The following is a 16,498-nucleotide window of genomic DNA, read 5'->3' as shown; positions in this document are numbered from 1 at the left end:
CAGCTCATGGAAGCACCCGAAAAAATGAGCGAAAACGCCCGCGCGATGCATTCGATGGCGCCTAAGCAAAAAACGCAGAAGTTCATGGCCGATTTCTTGCGCGAGACGCAGGAAAGCTTCATCGAAGTGCCGTTCTGCCCCGTCGACAGCCTCGTGCTTTCGTCGCTCGTGTATTTGAACCTCGACGAATACCGTTACGGAAACGTGCATGGCGCAGAAAGCGTGCCCGTAATCGACATTCTTCGTTTCACGCCGCTGCAAAGCATGCTCTCGGGCGGCTGGCTCGAAGATGCCGAAGAGTTGCCCGAGTTCCTGCGCGCGCTCGCATGCAGCCGCCGCTATGCCGATTTAGGCGTGAGCCTGTTCGCAAACGAGACCGCCGAAATTATCGAGAAGCAGTTCTGCGCGTGCACGTTCACCGTGGGCGCGAAAGACGGCGCCCCTTTGGCATACTTGGCGTTCCGCGGAACCGACGGCACCCTCGCAGGCTGGAAGGAAGACTTCAACCTGAGCTATATGCCCGTGATTCCCTCGCAGAAAACCGCGACGGCATACGTGTCGGGCGTGCTTTCTGCGCTGCCGAGCGACATGCCTATATATGTGGGCGGCCACTCGAAGGGCGGCAACCTCGCCGAATTCGCCGCGCTCACTATCGATGAGGGCGGCTACGCGCGCATCAAGCGCGTGTTCAACCACGATGGCCCGAGCTTTCTGGAAGCACCCTCGCCGCGCATCGACGAGCCCGAATTCCAGGCGAAGCTCGACAAAACCGTGCCCGAGTCTTCCGTATTCGGCATGATCCTGGAAAGCCGCGACGACTTCCGCATTGTGCAGTCGAACGCGATGGGATTCTTCCAGCACGTGCCGTTCACCTGGATTGTTGACGGGTATGACTTCAGCACGCAGCGCACGCTGAACAACAGCGCGAAAATGTTCGACATCACTCTTGATCGCTGGCTGCGCAGCTGCTCGCAGCACGAGCGCGAAGTGTTCATCGACACGATGTATGACCTCATTACCTCGAGCGACGCGAAAAGCTGGGCCGATTTCCAGAGCAGCTTCATGTCCAACATGGCAACGTTCATGCGCGACGGCCGAAACCTCGACGACCAAACCAAGGAAGTCATGGCACATGCCATTAAGAACCTGGGCGACGTGGCTGGCCACACGTTGCGTGAGCGCTTGGGTGCTACGATCGAGCGCATGAAGGAAGCCGTGCCGTTCATCGACACCGAACGCGACGAAGCGCAAAGCACGCGCAGGAAGAACTAACGAGACCTCGAAAGAAGAGACCGTGGAAAGCACTACCAAACCTGAATACCAGAAATTCACCGTGAAAATGGCCGTGCAACTGGCCGCTCCGCACACCTGGCCGGCAGCGATTCTGCCCGCGCTCGTAGCGACGAGCGCGGCAGCGGCAACGGGACACGCGATTTCGCCGATCATGGCGTGCGTGCTGCTCGCGATATGCATTCTTATGCAGGCCTCGGTGAACACGTTCAACGATTACTACGACTTCGTGAAAGGCACCGACTCGGCCGACGACGACGTTGAGGTGAGCGATGCCACGCTCGTATACAACAACGTGAATCCCGTGTGCGCGCTGCGCCTGGGCATTGGGTTTCTGGTAGCGGCATTTCTGCTGGGCGCTTACGTTATTTGGCAGGCAGGCTGGATTCCCTTGGCGATTGGCGTTGTGGGCGCCGTGTTCGTAGTGGTGTATTCCGCAGGCAAAACGCCCGTTTCTTACCTGCCTATTGGCGAGGCCGTGAGCGGCAGCGTTATGGGCGGCCTTATTCCGCTCGCGTGCTACCAGGCGCTCACGGGCGATTTGAACTGGCTTATGCTGCTGTGGGCCGTGCCCGAGATTATTGGCGTAGGCCTGATTATGATGACGAACAACACGTGCGACATTGAGAAAGACATTCCCGTTGGCCGCCAGACGCTGCCCGCGAAGCTCGGTCGCGAGAAGGCACGCAGCACCTACCACGCGCTCGTGCTGGCGTGGCTTTCAGCGATCGTGGTGCTCGTGGGCGCATTTTTCACGGGCGGCCTTATCGTGGTGCCGTTCATGCTGCTCGCCGCCATTCCGCTGCTGAAGGCGCTGTTCGCCAACCCGCTCAATTCGCACTCGCGCATTGGCGCCATGGCTCAGATTTGCAGCCTGAACATCGCTTTGGGCGCATTCTACGCGGCAGCGATTCTTGCCAGTTCAGGAGTTTGTTTTACGCTGTAAAGAAGATAACGCGGAAAGCAAGTCGGAAACTTTACGGCGTAAATTATCGCTCAATGCATCGTCCATGAATGAGTTGCCCTAAACACGTCACAACACAACCGCTGTTCTCGACCTCGATTAATTCTTGATATCAACGAATTCAGCCGGATCAAAATGAGCGAGTTCGCTTTGCACGGCATCGAGCAGTTCTTGGCGTCCATGCACGTCGAATTTGCGATAGATATGCGAGATATGAGTCTTTACCGTTCCATCGGACAAATACAACGCTTCGCAGATATACGGCCGACTACGACCCTGCGCTAGGAGCATAAAGACGTCCGTTTCTCGCGCAGATAGACTGTGCGATTTTGCTATTACCGCATAGCATAGAGCCAAGGACGCTCGAGAGACTCACCCTGCTGATCAAGCAGTGGATTCGGCGACGAGGTATCGGAAACCTCATTTCGATGTAAGACACCCTCCGCCGCAAACGAGAAGCCCGACGAAGGAATTCCCATAACTTGCTCAATCTCGAGCGGGCGAGTACTCATTGGGCGAATAGTTGCAACCATAACGAGGAAAATGGCAATTACCATAAGCGGACGAATATCCATAGTGGCATCCTGCGCCAAGAAGATCCAAGGAATCGCGAGCAATCCAAAGGCCGAATCGCTTACGCCCTGAAAACACCAAGGAGGCATCGTATTGCTGCAATAATCAAAGTGCCGCTCAGCAAATGTCCAAACAATTCAACCGTCAAATACAGCCATTCGAAAAACTGAGCATACCCTGGAACCACAAGGAAAGAATCTTGCAAAACATACAGAACGAAACCCGCCGCCAAAACCAAAAACGCAGGCTGAAAACGTACAAGCATCTGGTTATTACTGTTGCGTATGAGGGTCAGATAGGCAAAGGCAAACAAAACCATCCCGACCACAACGTATCCCATAAAGCTCGATACAGGAGATCCCGTAAAACCCGCACCCCATAAACCAAGATGGCTTGTACCACGAAGAGCAGCAAGCATCAAAGAAACGGCAACAAGTAAGAAAAAGAGGTCATAAATACCCTGTTTCGAGAGCGTTTTGCGGGCGCGATATTCGGAAAGCGCAGCCGAATCGCATCGACCCAGCGCGACAAGACATGCAAACACACAAACCGGAAGCAGTGAAGCGAAGTATACGTTCGAGTCAATCATGTCGTATTTCGTAAGAAACCCCAGTTCAGACAAGCGGTGCCAATTTGGCACCGTAAATATCGTGACGCAATGAGAACTCGGAACGTAATAACACCAGAAGGCCGCGATAATGCGGCCTTCTGACGGAGGAGGGGATGAATTGACGTGAGCTTACGCTTGGGCCAAGTGCTCGCCGAGCGTATAGCCCAGCGTGAGGGCGCTACCGATGCTCACGCCTGGAATGGGCGAGAAGTACGCAACGCCGAAACGCTGGCCAAGGCAGTTGCCGGCAGCATACAAACCCGGAATAGGATCGAGGGCGTCGTTCAGTACGTTGCAGTTTTTGTCTGTCATCAAGCCGCCCACAGTAACCATGACACCACCCACGTGATCGGGGCCGGCCACCACGCCCATATACGGCGGGGTGTCGAGCGTGAACAACACGCGTGGATCCTTGCCGAAGTCCTCGTCGACACCTGCCGTTGCCAGCTCGTTGTAGCGTTTAATGGAGGCCATCATATTGTCTTTGGCCTCACCTTCGATGCCCATATACTGGGCAAGCGTATCCCAATCTTGCGCCACAAACGTACCACGGCCGTCGCCCTCGGCTCCGTTGGCCAATCCCTGCTCGAATTGAGCAGCAATGTTTGCGATGTTCTGCTCTTGCGGATCGAAACAGGTATGGCCAGACACGGAATACGTGCAGGTTTCCTTCAACTTCGAATCGAACAATGTGTAGTACACATTCTGCTTGATGCGGGCAGCCGGCTTACCGGTCCATGTGGGATCACCGAAGAACTCGTTGCAGTAGCGATTGCCGTTCTCATCGAGATAGATGCCTACGCCCGGGTTCATAGAAGGAATGACGAAGTCGCCGTTCATCGAGCCGAGTGGACGTGGCTCTAGACGGCCGCCGGCCCACACGCCCATCTTGATGCCCGAACCGTCCTTGCCACCCATAGGGTCATGCCATTCGGTAACGCCATCCTGCAGCACGTCCTGAGCGGTCACACACAGATCGGTCATCATTTCCTTGTCAGCACTAAAGTCGCCCGCAGCCAAGACAACAGCCTCGTTGGCGCGATAGCGATGATAGTCCCCAGCGGCATCGACGCACACCACGCCTGTAACTGCATCTCCGTCTTTCTCAAGGTAAACGCCCTTGCGATCGAAGATAATCTCAAGGTTGGGCATCTCGGCGAGAGAGGCGTGAATGGCCTTATACACCTCAGTCATATTGTGCTCATTGCCCATACCCCACTGCACGGTTCCCGTCCAGAACTTCTGACCAGCAATCTCGTCGAGCATGTTCTTGTGACGCGGCCAATATGAAATGGTCATCGTCTCCATCAGATTCGCGGGAACTTTCTCCAGAAACCAGTCGACCGCCTCGCCGCTGCGCTTTGCATACTGCATGATGAGAGAGGGGTTTGCCGCATTTTGACTGCGCATCATCCAGTCGTTGAAGAACTCAATCGGGTCGACCTCCGGCACGCCGTGATCCTTCAGGTACTGGGAGTTCAAATGTCCGATATCGTTGCCGATGATAGTGTAGTACTTCTGTTCGAGCGCCTCCAGGAGAATGACGCTCTTGTCGCTCTTCTCGGCAGCGCTGCGCGCCGTCGCCGTGCCGGCATGGCCTGCACCGATTACTACGATATCGGCTACCGACTCATCGACGATAGCGCTATCGTCCACCGGATCGGGAGCGACGCGCCACGCAGACTCCGAAGCTCCCTCTGTCGTCGCAGCATTGCTCCCCGTTTTGGCAGACTCCTCGCTCTTCACCTGAGAAGCGCATCCAAAGCCCGCTGCCGCCATTGCACCAACAACACCCGTGGTTACCGACCCCTTGAGAAAAGACCTTCGACTTAACTGAGACATTTCCGTCCTCCTTGTACGTTGCATTTGCCTCGATAAGCGCAGCATAGAAGCAGCGACAAGCTTGAAGGGCGATACCTGTCAAATTGGGAGAAGCGCCTGTCTATTTGATATTCGAAAACTCTTCACGCGGAACGAGGACGTTCAGAGAAAACACGCCGTCCTCGGCGTCCATCTGCACGGTGCCCCCGTATCGTTCCACCGCCGCTTCGATGCTTCTCAGACCGAGGCCATGGCCACGCGCATCTTCCTTGCACGTCACCGGACGACCTTCGTGCCACCGCAGAGCACCCTGAAACCCGTTCTCGAAATGTAGGTACAACCAGTGCGCGTCGTCGTTGATGCGCACCAGCACCTCGCGTGGACGACCTACGGGAAGAACCGAAGTCGCCTCGATCGCGTTGTCGAGCGCGTTTCCTGCGATAGCGACAATGTCCGCAGGACGCATGAAGCTCATCGCGTCGGCCTCGACGAACAGGACGAGCCGTATGCCGTTGTCCCGACAGCGTTGGACACTGGCCGAAAGCACCGTATCGAGCACGGCATTGCCGGTTTGTAAAAACTGGTCGGAGTCAAACGTCATGTCAAGCGCCTCGCTCGCGTAAGCAAGGCGCTCGTCTTCCGAATCGAGCTGCACCATATATTGCAAATGATGTCTCAGATCGTGATGCTTCCGGCGAATCTCCTCCATAGCGCGGCGTCGTTGCTCGTATTGATCGGCCTGGTGCCGCATCAGCGCTTCCAACATTCGCCGCTCTTGCTCGGCCTCGCGCATAGAGGCGACGTTATCCACGCCGACCATCACAAGCACGCTTGTCATGCTGCAGAACTCGTACAGTGCAAGCCCCAGGGCCTCGCCTCCCCCCTCCAGGCGCATCGCCTGTTCGAAATATCCCACAACCAACACGGGTACCATGGAAAGAGCCATGGGAACGAGCTCCCTCCAGCCGATCTGCTTCGGCTGCACGCGAACGAAGAACTGCTTCAGCACGAAGAATACTCCAAGCGTGAGAGTCGTAGGAGTGATCAGATATATGGCCGCTGCCGAGGGAAACTCAAGAATGGCCGCATGGTTTTCGAGGTTCATCCCCTCTTGGGAAAGAACAAAGGCAGCCGCAGCTTTCTCCACGGCGATTTCCACAAGAAAGAGAATGAACGTGTAGTAAAGCGCCTCACGCAGGCTGATACGATAGCGCGCAACCACGAATAAGAGCAATGTCGCAAACAATTCGGTCAGGCGCAACGCGCCATATTGGTTGGCCAACGCACCATCGAGCCCGCTGCGCAGAGCCAGTAGAAAGGGCGTTACCACCAACACCGCTATCTGAAAAAGCCGAGCACTCGCCTTGGAAGACTCTTCGAATCGTACCGGCAACCCCGTAAGGAAGTACAATATACCCGCCATTTCCAGCGCAAATAGCGCGTAGTCGTACAAGACAATCATCACGAACGACCCCCGGCCAATTGCTTAGCGAGCGCCTTCATGAACGCCGCACGCTTCTGCTTGCTAACAGGCACCTCTCCGCACGGCGTTATCACGCTGTTGCCCACAACGCGCTCCACGTACATAAGGCTCACGAGGACCGATGCGTGACAGCGAAAGAATCGCTGGTCGTCGCCGAGTTGATTTTGGAAATCGCGCAACGACTCGTAAACGGAGTATTCGCCGTCCAATGTATGAACATGCAGCTTGCGGTTCACGAGCTCGGCGAACACAATGCGGTCGACACGCAACCGCACAATGCCGTTGCCATTGTGGATAGTCGCAAATCGCGGTTGCTCGTCATCGTAGTCGCGGCAGAAGTGCAGCATCTTTTCTCGGAAACTCTCCCATTCAACGGGCTTAACGATAAAGTCCATGGCGCGTACCGCATATCCTTGAACGGCGTACTGCCCCAAGTTCGTGATGAAGACGATTTTGACACGCTGGTCAACCTCGCGTATTTCCTCGGCCACCTTGATACCATTCATATCGGGCATTTGAATGTCGAGGAATACCGCATCGTAGCGCTGGTCGAATACCGAAAGGAAATCGAACCCGTTGCAATAAAGTTCAGTCGCAATCTCGCGCTTTTGCTCACGAGCGAACCGCTGGAGATAGCTTTCTATGCGTTCCCGCTGCTCCTCCTCGTCATCGACGATCGCTATGCGCAGCATCTTTTCCCTCCTTTTCGCTACTCTCCCGCTCATCACGCACAGAGGGACATCTCGTAGGCGGCCTCTGCCTCACCGGGAAATCAGCTTGTCTCTTCGTACGCTACATGCTCGCGTATTCTAAGCGCTTTATCAGCACCTGCTGATGGATGGCGTGCTGCAGCATGTTTCCTTGAATATCGTACCTTTCTTTATCAGGCGATACAAACTCTGGTCCGTCGTACGCATGCTGGCGTCAGACGAGCTGGTGATGGCGGCGCCAATCCAGCGGATCTCCTCTTCGCGAATGAGATGCGAATGACTAGCGTGAGACCTCGAGAAGTCCTGGAAGCCGGGCGTGGCTTTCAACACACGAATCGAGAACGCCGCCAAGCGTACTTGGCGCGACTCCATAGAGAAAAGGCGCTGCATCATTCCCGTCCCAGCCTTCTTTGAGACGCACCTGACCACATGGGCATTTCAGAGCCCGCCTAAATCGTTTTTCTCAAGAAACCCCAGTTCGGAGCAACGGTGCCAATTTGGCACCGTAAATAATGCGCCGTATAAGCGTCATCACTTCCAAGCCACTTGCCTCGATACATCGGCGATAGGAAATTCGTGAACTCAATTTGAACTCACCTTGAACTCAGCGTTTTGCATATGCCCAGTTCAGGGATTTACCCCCAATGAATGATGAATCGATACAAACTCGTATCGCTATCTGCGATTACCCCAAGCAGACCACCAAACCATGCACCACTAATGGAACGATACGTTCTCGTATCGGTACTATCATTTACTGACAAATCATCTTCTGCCACAGTATTGTCGCGCTAAAAAAAGCCCTGCTGAGCAGTGCTTCATGGAACGAAGGAATATCAATCGCTACACCTTAAAGGAATCCTTCCAAGCGAAGTACTCACTTTCCGTGATTTCATCGTCATCGAGGTCCCTACGGCTTCCGTACCAGGCATGCAGCACCCTCGAAAGCAATTCCTGATCCGCGGCGACTGCATCTTCAGGCATGGCGACAACGACCATGCCGTTGAGCTTGATGGGCTTGATCCCGAATTTTTCCTCAATATCGAAAAGCGCTTGCATCGCCTCATCAACGGTACTAGCGCAGTCGGAAACCAACGCCTCCCTGCTGACACCGAGCTCTGTAGCCAACACATCTACAGTCGGGTCCTTGGGATAGCGCTCCCCGGCTTTGACCTGTATCGTCTTTTCGGACACGCATGCTAGAGACTTCGATGCTTTAGAATTCATGCCGACGGCGACCGAAGGAACGATGCCATGTCAAACCCATCCGCCAGGCACGCCGGCGAATTCAGGCGCGAGACCGCCGACTGCATAATCTCGGCGGGCGGGCCGATAGTGCGGTGCTGCTCCGAACTCGGCCCCAACCCGAAAACCGTCAGCAAATGGGTCCGGGACCGCCGCCGCGAGCCCGCGGTCCCCGGCCCTCGGGTCGGGCTCGCACCCCCATGCCGGCTAGCTCCAGAGAGAGGACGCTTCCGAAGTTCACATGACGCTTCGAATAGACGACGCCGCAACGCTTCGCCAGAGCAAGCATCATCGCGGAAGACGGATTGAAGAACGATTTCTTGAACATCGGAGTCCCCCTCTTATACCGCTCCGATTGTATCTAATGTCTTCTTGCACAAATCGCTTCCTCGCCTTACGATTTCCCCGCTTTCAGGGTTGAGGAAAAGCGTCTACCGCCACTGAATTTGAACGAGGTTGGGGAAATCGTTTCCCAAGTCGTCCACGCTAAACGTCTGCAGCAGCTCTTCGGGAGTTGCGGGGTCGCACGTAGGAGCCAAGCCCGTAATGCCCGCGATATGGCCGATAATCGCTTCGGGAGTTTTAAAGCGCTCAAGCAGCGCATCGAGCGCGGCATCGTGGTCGCGCTTCGACAGGCGGCGGTCATGCTCGCCCACCACCAAAGGCACGTGCGCATACTGCGCATGCGGCAAGCCGAGCAAATCTTGCAGGTAGCGCTGCTGCGGGCTCGAGCACAACAAATCCATGCCGCGCACCACGCTGTTCACGCCCTGCTCTCCATCGTCGACCACCACGGCGAGCTGATACGCGAATGCTTCATCGCTTCGACGGATGAGGAAATCGCCGCAATCGTGCGCAAGGTTCTGCTCGAAATGGCCTTGGATCAAATCGTCAATCGCGATGGTTTCGTCGGGCACCACGAGCCGCATCGCGGGTTTCCGCACTGCCGCCTTTTCCGCACGTTGCTCGGCGGTAAGGTTACGACATGTGCCCGCATACACGAGCTTTTCGCCATGATGTGGCGCCGAAGCCGCATGCAAATCGGCGCGCGTGCAAAAACACGGGTATACCAAGCCGCGCTCGACGAGCGAATCGAACGCCGCCTGGTAGGTTTCGTCGCGGTTATGCTGGAAATAGGGGCCTTCGTCCCACGTAAGGCCCAGCGTCTCGAAATCGCGCTGAACCGCATCGATGAACTGGGGTTTCGAACGCTCGCGGTCCAAATCTTCCACGCGAAGCACCATGGTGCCGCCCTGAGACTTCGCCACAAGCCACGCCACAAGCGCCGAGAAAATATTGCCCGCGTGCATGCGGCCCGTGGGCGAAGGCGCGAAGCGACCTTTAATATGTACGTTGCTGTTTTCCATGTTCTACAGAATAGCACTCGAGGGCGTGCCATCCGAATAAGGCACGCCCTCGCAAAAATTCGCCTACAGCGCTGCGCGGTAGATTTCCACGATGTCGCTTTCCTCAAGCGGCACGAAGCTGCCCACGCACCCAGCAGCGGCCTTCTTCGCCATTGCGGCAAAGTTCTCTTCGTCTTCGATGCCGACCTCGTGCAGCTTCGAAGGCAGGCTCATCTGGTTGAACAGGAAATCCTCGGTGCGCTCGATGGCAGCGAGTGCCGCCTGTGCATCGTCGGCCTCGGCGATGCCGAACACCGCGCGACCGTATTCGGCGAACGCAGCTGCCTTGCTCGGGTCTTTCGCCAACACGTGTTTCATCCACACCGGCGTCAGAATGGCCAGGCCCTCGCCGTGCGTGATGTCGTAGAACGCCGAAAGCTCATGCTCCATGGGATGCACGCACCACGCCACTTCGGCCCCGCTGTCAAGCAGGCCGTTAATCGCATGCGAGCCGCACCACATAAGGTTCGCGCGGGCATCGTAGTTGTCGGGCTCGGCCAGCGCAATGGGGCCGTAATGCACGAGCGTTTTCAGAATCGCTTCGCTCATATGCGCCTGCAGCGTGGCGCCTTCAACGTTGGTGAAGTAGTTCTCGAACACATGGCTCATCATATCGGCAGTGCCGGCAGCCGTCTGCTTCTTCGAGACCGAGAACGTATACGTGGGGTCGAGCACCGACATCTTCGGCACGAACAGGGGCGACCCGGTTCCCCACTTCTCGTTTTTGTTCAAATCGGAAATCACGGCAAACGGGTCCATCTCGGAACCGGTAGCCGCAAGGGTAAGCACGGAATACACCGGCAGCGCGGCCTTGATTTTCGTGCGATCGATCACCAGGTCCCACGCGTCGCCGTCGTATTTCGCAGCACCCGCAATGACCTTGGCCGCATCGATCACCGAACCGCCGCCCACAGCGAGCACCATGTCGATCGCGTGCTCCTTGCACAGGCGCGCGCCCTCGCGAACCGACTCGATGCGCGGGTTCGGTTCAATGCCCGAAAGCTCCACCACATGCAGACCTGCGTCGGCGAGAATCGCCGTGGCCTCGCCATACAGGCCGCTCTTCTTAATGGAGCCGCCGCCATAGACGAGCAGCACATTCGAGCCGCTTTCCGCAAGTTCGTTCAAATGCGAGATTTGGCCTTTGCCGAAATGAATCCTCGTGGGAACGCAGAACGTGAAATTATTCATGTGAATACCCCTTTCGAATGCCCCTCCATAGAAAGCGGGCCTTAAGAAAAACTTTCCCAGGCCCGCTTTGAATGTATCAATATTCGTTATTTACGCAAGTCTTGCACATGCTTCGTCTTGCCCGTAGAGCGCTCGATGCCGCCAGGCTCGACGAGTTTCACCTTGGAAGCCACAAGCATGACGCTCTTGAGCTTCTCCTCGATCATGCGACGGAATGCGTCCATTTCCTCGAAGGAATCGCTGAAGGCTTCGGGCTTGAGTTCCACATGCACCACCATGCGATCGAGGCCGGTTTCGTTATCGACCACGATGCGATAATGCGGCGTAACGCCCTCGATGGTGGAAAGTACGTCTTCCACCTGGCTCGGGAACACGTTGGTGCCGCGAATGATGAGCATGTCGTCGCAACGGCTGCGCACCTTCTGCATGCGCGCCGTGGTGCGGCCGCACGCGCACTTTTCCTTGATGACGTGCGTGAGGTCGTGCGTGCGATAGCGAAGCACCGGAATGGCATGCTTGCCAAGCGGCGTGAGCACGAGTTCGCCTTCTTCGCCGTCGGGCACCGGCTCGCCGGTCTTCGGGTCGACGACCTCCCACAGGAAGTGGTCTTCGGCGATGTGCTGCATGTCGCGGCTCGCGAGGCACTCGCCCGAAACGCCCGGGCCCATGACCTCGGTCAGGCCATAGTTGTCGGTGCACACGATGTGCATGCGGCTCTCGATTTCAGCCTTCAGGGCAGGCGTGCAAGGCTCGCCGCCGAACAGGCCGACGCGCAGGGTGCTCTTCTCCCAATCGACGCCCATCTTCTCGCCCACTTCGCACACGTGCATGGCGTAGCTCGGCGTGGCAACGAGAACCGTGGAACCGTAGTCTTGAATCATCTGAATCTGGCGCTCGGTATTGCCCGAACCCGCAGGAATCATCATGCAGCCAAGGCGCTGCAGGCCGTAATGCAGGCCAAAACCGCCAGTGAACATGCCATAGCCGAATGCCATCTGCACGCGGTCGCTCGGCACGACGCCCGCCATTTGCACCAGGCGCATAATGCAGTCGGCCCACAAATCCATGTCGCCGCGGTCATAGCCAACGACGATCGGCTTGCCCGTGGTGCCCGAAGAGGCATGCAACTCGACGATATCGTCGAGCGATTCGGCGAACAGGCCATACGGGAACGTTTCGCGCAGGGCGTTCTTATCGGTGAAGGGTAGTTTGCGCACATCGGCCAGCGTCTTAATATCGGAAGGCTTCACGCCCATCGCATCCATTTTGTCGCGGTACCACGCAACGCGGTTATACGTCCATTCAACCTGGTCGATAAGGCGAGCGAGCTGAATAGCCTCAATGCGCTCACGGCTCGCGCACTCGATGGACGGGTTGTGGATGGGCAACTCATCGAAGCGCCCCTCGGCCGCCGCCTTCAGCGCGGCGCCCTTCACGGTCATGTCTGCCACGGAACTACCTGCCTTCCTGGGCATTGCTGCGATCGAGATCGACGAGCGCGGTAAGTTGTGCCTGGTCGATAAGCTCAACCGCTTCTTCCTTCAAAGCCTCTTCGGCCGCCGTCAAATCTTTCACCGAAATGGCGATATAGGTGGAAACGAGCGAATAGCTGTATTCAACGTTGATGTTCAGCTTCGCGAACACGCCCATGATATTGGCAAGCTCGCCCGGCTTGTCGGGAAGGCGCAGGCACAAAACCTCCTTCGCGACAACGGCGCAACCCATGTCGGCCAGCACCTGCTTTGCCTTTTCGGGGTTATCGACCACGAAGCGAACAATGCCGTAGTCGCCCGTGTCGCTCATGCAATAGCCGCGAACCTGCACTTCAGCCTCGACAAAGGCATCGAGCACGCGAGCCACGTGGCCCGGATGGTTCTCGACGAACACGCCAATCTGAGAAATGCTCATACAGTTCCCCTTTCAAGCAATCCTTCGCAAATGCTGTTCAGCGGCGCGCTCATGCGCTTCCGCTTCGGTCAAGTCCTGACTCGCACGAAAGCCACATTAAGTGGCTTTCGGCTCGTGCGGAATCTATCGGAATCGCACGACCGCCCCGCTGAACAGCACTATCTGCACGGTTTTGATTTAAACAGGGATTGGAGCAGCCGATGTGCGTATCCGCAAGATTCCGCACGTTTAAATGCCCTGTGGACATTTAAGCCCCACTCAATTGCACCCGAGCGAGCAGGACCCGCCCGAAGCGGAGACGCATGTCAGCCGCTCCAATCCTGAAGAGGAAAACCCTTATGCGGAGCATTCCTCCACGAACTTTCGTCCAAGTTTGAAGGCTGCGATATTCACGTCCTTGAACTTGGCGGGAACGCGCGATTCGATGACGGAAAGCCAGGTAGCCTCATCATAGCTGAGCTTCGTGGAAAGCGCGCCCAACAGCACGACGTTCACAGCCTTCACGCTGCCGGCCTCTTTCGCCAAAGCCTCGGCTGGCACCAGCACGGCGCCCGCTTGCTCAAGCGATTCGACAACGCCGCTCGGAGCCTGTACGGCGCCCGTAGCAACTGGCAGCGGCTTAATGAACTCGTCGTTCACGAGCAGCGCGCCGCCATCTTTGAGGAACTCGATATTGCGCAGCGCCTCAACCTTCTCGAAAGAAACCAGGTAATCGACGCTGCCCTTGTCGGCGACCATCGAGGCGACCGAATCGCCTAGGCGAACCACAGTGGTCACGGCGCCGCCGCGCTGGGCCATGCCGTGGATTTCGGAAAGCTTCACGTCTTGGCCGCACGCCATGGCGACGCGGCTCAAAATGTCGGCAGCGAGAATAGCACCCTGGCCGCCAACGCCCGACAGAAGCACAGTTTTCGTATCGTTGCTCATTTTCGGCCCTTCCTATTCCGCCTTGCCAATGCAACCGAACGCGCACGTCTGAGAGCACTGCTCGCAGCCGACGCACAGGTTTGCATCGATATGGGCTTTGCCGTCTTCGTCGCGAGAAATAGCAGGACAGCCAATGAGCGTGCACGCGCCGCACGCGCGGCAGTCGGAAGACACAACGAGCGCGGGCTCATGGGTTTTAGAAAGCAGCACGCACGGCGAGCAGAAGATGATCACCGAAAGCTCGTCGGCGTTTTGGGCCGCAGCCTTCAGAGCCGCGCGGGTGGCCTTCAGGTCCATCGGGTTCACCACGGCAACGTCTTCCACGCCAAGAGCGCGAACCAAACCGGGCAGGTCGAGTTCGCGGCTCTCACGATGCTGCAGCGTAATGCCATTCACCGGGTTGCCCTGGTGGCCGGTCATGGCCGTGGTGCGATTGTCAAGAATGCACACGATGCCCGCGCCGCGGTTGTATACCGTGTTCAAAAGCGACGTGATGCCCGAATGCGCAAACGTGGAATCGCCGATAACCGCAACCACGGGCTTATGCTCGCGACCCTGCAGGCCCAGTTCAAAGCCATGGCTCATGGAAATAGACGCACCCATGTCAACACAGGTATCCATCGCGGAAAGCGGAGCAAGCGCACCGAGCGTATAGCATCCAATATCGCCCGTGACGATGGCCTTCATGCGGGAAAGTTCGCGGAACACAAGGCGATGCGGGCAGCCAGGGCACAGCGCCGGCGGACGGCCCGGCAAATCGTCGCGCATCTCGGCATGCTCGGGAGCCTGGGCGCCGAAGGCGACCGCAATGGCACCAGGAGTAAGCTCGCCATCGGGGCGCAGCGTGCCTTCGGGCTCGGAAAGCTGCACGCCCAGGGCGCGCACGCCTTCGCTCAGATAATCGCTGCCCTCTTCGATAACGTACACGTTTTCGACGGAAGCCGCGAATTCACGAATCTTCTTCGGGGGAAGCGGCCACGACATGCCAAGCTTCAGAATATCAGCCTGGGGCAATGCCTCGCGCACGTGCTGGTAGGTTGCACCGCAGCAAATAACGCCGATTGCGCCCCCGTTGCGCTCAATGCGGTTGATTTCGCACGTTTCAGCGTATTCGGTCACGGCGGCCACACGCGCATCAAGCGACACACGGCGCGGCTTGGCGTATGCGGGCATCATGACCCACTTCGCGGCATCTTTCGCATAAGGCTTCGGCTCAACTTCCACACGTTCGCCCAGCTCAACGGGGCATTTCGTATGGGACACGCGCACCGTGGAACGAATCATGCACGGCATATCGAAGCGCTCGGACACTTCGAAAGCGTTCTTGGTGAACGCAAGCGCCTCGGAAGAATCGGCGGGATCGAACATGGGAATATGCGCGGCGCGGGCATAAAAGCGCGAATCCTGCTCGTTTTGGGAGGAATGCATGCCCGGGTCATCGGCCGCGAGAATCACGAAACCGCCGTTGACGCCCGTGTAGGCAGCCGTGAACAAGGGGTCGGCAGCCACGTTGACGCCCACGTGCTTCATGCTCGAGAGCACGCGGCAGCCAGCGGCGCATGCGCCCAAGCCAACTTCTACGGCGACCTTCTCATTCGGGCACCATTCGGCATATACGCCGGGCTGCTTCGCGAACGTTTCCATGGTTTCGGTCGAAGGCGTACCGGGGTACGCCACGCCAATAGTGGCGCCAGCCTCCCACGCGCCGCGCGCGATCGCCTCGTTGCCGGAAATAAGTTCCATAAATCCAATCCCCCTTGGGTCGTACAAAAACTCGCTTGCGCGATAAGAAAAAGGCCCGCCAGGCGGGCCCATGGACGCCTAGCGCATGGTTGGCGTAGCCAAATACATCAGACAGAACGTGCCAATCTGAACGATGTCGCCATCGCGCAGATCGGCGTCTTTCACATTGAGGTTGTTAACCCACAAGCCATTGAACGAGTCGGCGTCGCTGATGCGGAAACCGGCCGGCGTGCGCTCGATGGTCGCATGCATGCGCGAAACCGTCATGTCGTTTAGGAAGATGTCGCACTGCGGGCTGCGGCCCACGGTAAGACGATCGGCCGCCAGGCGGAACGAGCTGCCGATTTGCGGGCCCTTCACGATTTTCAGAGTCGCCTCCGAAAGCAGCGCAGGGTTTGCCATCGCGGGGCTTGCCTGGGCCTGCATGTTCAGCGGCTTGAAAGCCTGGGTGCGGCCAAGCAGCTTGAACCCGCACGCCTCGCACGCGGTAGCGTCGGCGGCAACGGGCGCACCGCACACCGGGCAGTTCTGCAAAACGGTACCCATGGTCTCATCGGTCATGGCGTTCACCTCGTTATCTCTCACACCGCATCAGGCGCTGCGGCGGCGCATTGTTTCTTCAAACGC

16 protein-coding genes are annotated in these 16,498 nt (G+C 57.4%); 2 read left to right on the top strand and 14 right to left on the bottom strand.

From position 1 onward, the window contains the following. The first annotated feature begins 6 nt into the window (after positions 1-6). A complete protein-coding gene (locus Q0D41_RS00900; RefSeq protein ID WP_294373807.1) occupies positions 7-1,272 on the top strand; it encodes an Mbeg1-like protein in 1,266 nt (421 codons plus the stop codon). Positions 1,273-1,339: 67 nt separating this feature from the next. Beyond that, positions 1,340-2,236, top strand: a complete 897-nt coding sequence (locus Q0D41_RS00895) for a prenyltransferase (protein WP_294374445.1) — start codon at positions 1,340-1,342, stop codon at positions 2,234-2,236. Between the two features lie 117 nt (positions 2,237-2,353). Here the strand turns inward: Q0D41_RS00895 and Q0D41_RS00890 are convergent, their stop codons facing one another. The 14 genes from Q0D41_RS00890 to Q0D41_RS00825 form a co-directional block, all read right to left on the bottom strand. After that, on the bottom strand, positions 2,354-2,545 hold the full coding sequence (locus Q0D41_RS00890) for a response regulator transcription factor (protein ID WP_294373805.1): 192 nt from the start codon (positions 2,543-2,545) through the stop codon (positions 2,354-2,356). A gap of 44 nt (positions 2,546-2,589) precedes the next feature. After that, entirely contained in the window at positions 2,590-2,829 is a 240-nt protein-coding gene (locus Q0D41_RS00885) for a hypothetical protein (RefSeq protein WP_294373803.1), read from the bottom strand. Positions 2,830-2,888: 59 nt separating this feature from the next. Further along, positions 2,889-3,416, bottom strand: coding sequence for a hypothetical protein (locus Q0D41_RS00880; protein WP_294373802.1), 528 nt, complete (start codon positions 3,414-3,416; stop codon positions 2,889-2,891). 150 nt (positions 3,417-3,566) lie between these two features. Beyond that, positions 3,567-5,279: an FAD-binding protein gene (locus tag Q0D41_RS00875; protein WP_294373800.1), complete on the bottom strand. Its 1,713-nt coding sequence runs from the start codon at positions 5,277-5,279 to the stop codon at positions 3,567-3,569. A 100-nt stretch (positions 5,280-5,379) separates the two neighbouring features. After that, positions 5,380-6,720 carry an ATP-binding protein gene (locus tag Q0D41_RS00870; RefSeq protein ID WP_294374440.1) on the bottom strand — a complete coding sequence of 447 codons (1,341 nt, stop codon included), beginning with the start codon at positions 6,718-6,720 and terminating at the stop codon, positions 5,380-5,382. Beyond that, positions 6,720-7,433 carry a LytTR family DNA-binding domain-containing protein gene (locus Q0D41_RS00865; protein WP_294373799.1) on the bottom strand — a complete coding sequence of 238 codons (714 nt, stop codon included), beginning with the start codon at positions 7,431-7,433 and terminating at the stop codon, positions 6,720-6,722. The genes Q0D41_RS00870 and Q0D41_RS00865 overlap by 1 nt, the downstream gene beginning before the upstream one ends. Before the next feature lie 861 nt (positions 7,434-8,294). Next, a complete protein-coding gene (locus Q0D41_RS00860) occupies positions 8,295-8,645 on the bottom strand; it encodes an XRE family transcriptional regulator (RefSeq protein ID WP_294373797.1) in 351 nt (116 codons plus the stop codon). Between the two features lie 482 nt (positions 8,646-9,127). Beyond that, a complete protein-coding gene (gene gluQRS / locus Q0D41_RS00855; RefSeq protein WP_294373795.1) occupies positions 9,128-10,063 on the bottom strand; it encodes a tRNA glutamyl-Q(34) synthetase GluQRS in 936 nt (311 codons plus the stop codon). A 63-nt stretch (positions 10,064-10,126) separates the two neighbouring features. Continuing rightward, a complete protein-coding gene (locus Q0D41_RS00850; RefSeq protein ID WP_294373793.1) occupies positions 10,127-11,293 on the bottom strand; it encodes an iron-containing alcohol dehydrogenase in 1,167 nt (388 codons plus the stop codon). A gap of 86 nt (positions 11,294-11,379) precedes the next feature. Then, on the bottom strand, positions 11,380-12,735 hold the full coding sequence (locus Q0D41_RS00845) for a phenylacetate--CoA ligase family protein (RefSeq protein ID WP_294374437.1): 1,356 nt from the start codon (positions 12,733-12,735) through the stop codon (positions 11,380-11,382). A 13-nt stretch (positions 12,736-12,748) separates the two neighbouring features. Beyond that, positions 12,749-13,201: an amino acid-binding protein gene (locus Q0D41_RS00840; RefSeq protein WP_294373791.1), complete on the bottom strand. Its 453-nt coding sequence runs from the start codon at positions 13,199-13,201 to the stop codon at positions 12,749-12,751. Between the two features lie 336 nt (positions 13,202-13,537). Further along, positions 13,538-14,128, bottom strand: a complete 591-nt coding sequence (locus Q0D41_RS00835; protein WP_123219398.1) for an indolepyruvate oxidoreductase subunit beta — start codon at positions 14,126-14,128, stop codon at positions 13,538-13,540. A 12-nt stretch (positions 14,129-14,140) separates the two neighbouring features. Then, positions 14,141-15,871: a thiamine pyrophosphate-dependent enzyme gene (locus Q0D41_RS00830; protein WP_294373789.1), complete on the bottom strand. Its 1,731-nt coding sequence runs from the start codon at positions 15,869-15,871 to the stop codon at positions 14,141-14,143. A 78-nt stretch (positions 15,872-15,949) separates the two neighbouring features. Continuing rightward, complete coding sequence (locus Q0D41_RS00825; protein ID WP_345725782.1) at positions 15,950-16,456, bottom strand: FHA domain-containing protein; 507 nt, start codon at positions 16,454-16,456, stop codon at positions 15,950-15,952. Positions 16,457-16,498 lie beyond the last annotated feature (42 nt).

This window comes from uncultured Slackia sp. (assembly GCF_934630525.1).
Classification (GTDB): Bacteria; Actinomycetota; Coriobacteriia; order Coriobacteriales; family Eggerthellaceae; genus Slackia.
The sequence above is the reverse complement of the archived record's forward strand: the minus strand, read 5'-3'. Positions and strand labels throughout refer to the sequence as shown.

Coding starts and splice junctions, on each gene's coding strand:
- Q0D41_RS00900 (WP_294373807.1), top strand. CDS start 7: ATGGAAGCACCCGAAAAAATGAGCGAAAACGCCCGCGCGATGCATTCG.
- Q0D41_RS00895 (WP_294374445.1), top strand. CDS start 1,340: ATGGCCGTGCAACTGGCCGCTCCGCACACCTGGCCGGCAGCGATTCTG.
- Q0D41_RS00890 (WP_294373805.1), bottom strand. CDS start 2,545: ATGCTCCTAGCGCAGGGTCGTAGTCGGCCGTATATCTGCGAAGCGTTG.
- Q0D41_RS00885 (WP_294373803.1), bottom strand. CDS start 2,829: ATGGATATTCGTCCGCTTATGGTAATTGCCATTTTCCTCGTTATGGTT.
- Q0D41_RS00880 (WP_294373802.1), bottom strand. CDS start 3,416: ATGATTGACTCGAACGTATACTTCGCTTCACTGCTTCCGGTTTGTGTG.
- Q0D41_RS00875 (WP_294373800.1), bottom strand. CDS start 5,279: ATGTCTCAGTTAAGTCGAAGGTCTTTTCTCAAGGGGTCGGTAACCACG.
- Q0D41_RS00870 (WP_294374440.1), bottom strand. CDS start 6,720: ATGATTGTCTTGTACGACTACGCGCTATTTGCGCTGGAAATGGCGGGT.
- Q0D41_RS00865 (WP_294373799.1), bottom strand. CDS start 7,433: ATGCTGCGCATAGCGATCGTCGATGACGAGGAGGAGCAGCGGGAACGC.
- gluQRS (WP_294373795.1), bottom strand. CDS start 10,063: ATGGAAAACAGCAACGTACATATTAAAGGTCGCTTCGCGCCTTCGCCC.
- Q0D41_RS00850 (WP_294373793.1), bottom strand. CDS start 11,293: ATGAATAATTTCACGTTCTGCGTTCCCACGAGGATTCATTTCGGCAAA.
- Q0D41_RS00845 (WP_294374437.1), bottom strand. CDS start 12,735: ATGACCGTGAAGGGCGCCGCGCTGAAGGCGGCGGCCGAGGGGCGCTTC.
- Q0D41_RS00840 (WP_294373791.1), bottom strand. CDS start 13,201: ATGAGCATTTCTCAGATTGGCGTGTTCGTCGAGAACCATCCGGGCCAC.
- Q0D41_RS00835 (WP_123219398.1), bottom strand. CDS start 14,128: ATGAGCAACGATACGAAAACTGTGCTTCTGTCGGGCGTTGGCGGCCAG.
- Q0D41_RS00830 (WP_294373789.1), bottom strand. CDS start 15,871: ATGGAACTTATTTCCGGCAACGAGGCGATCGCGCGCGGCGCGTGGGAG.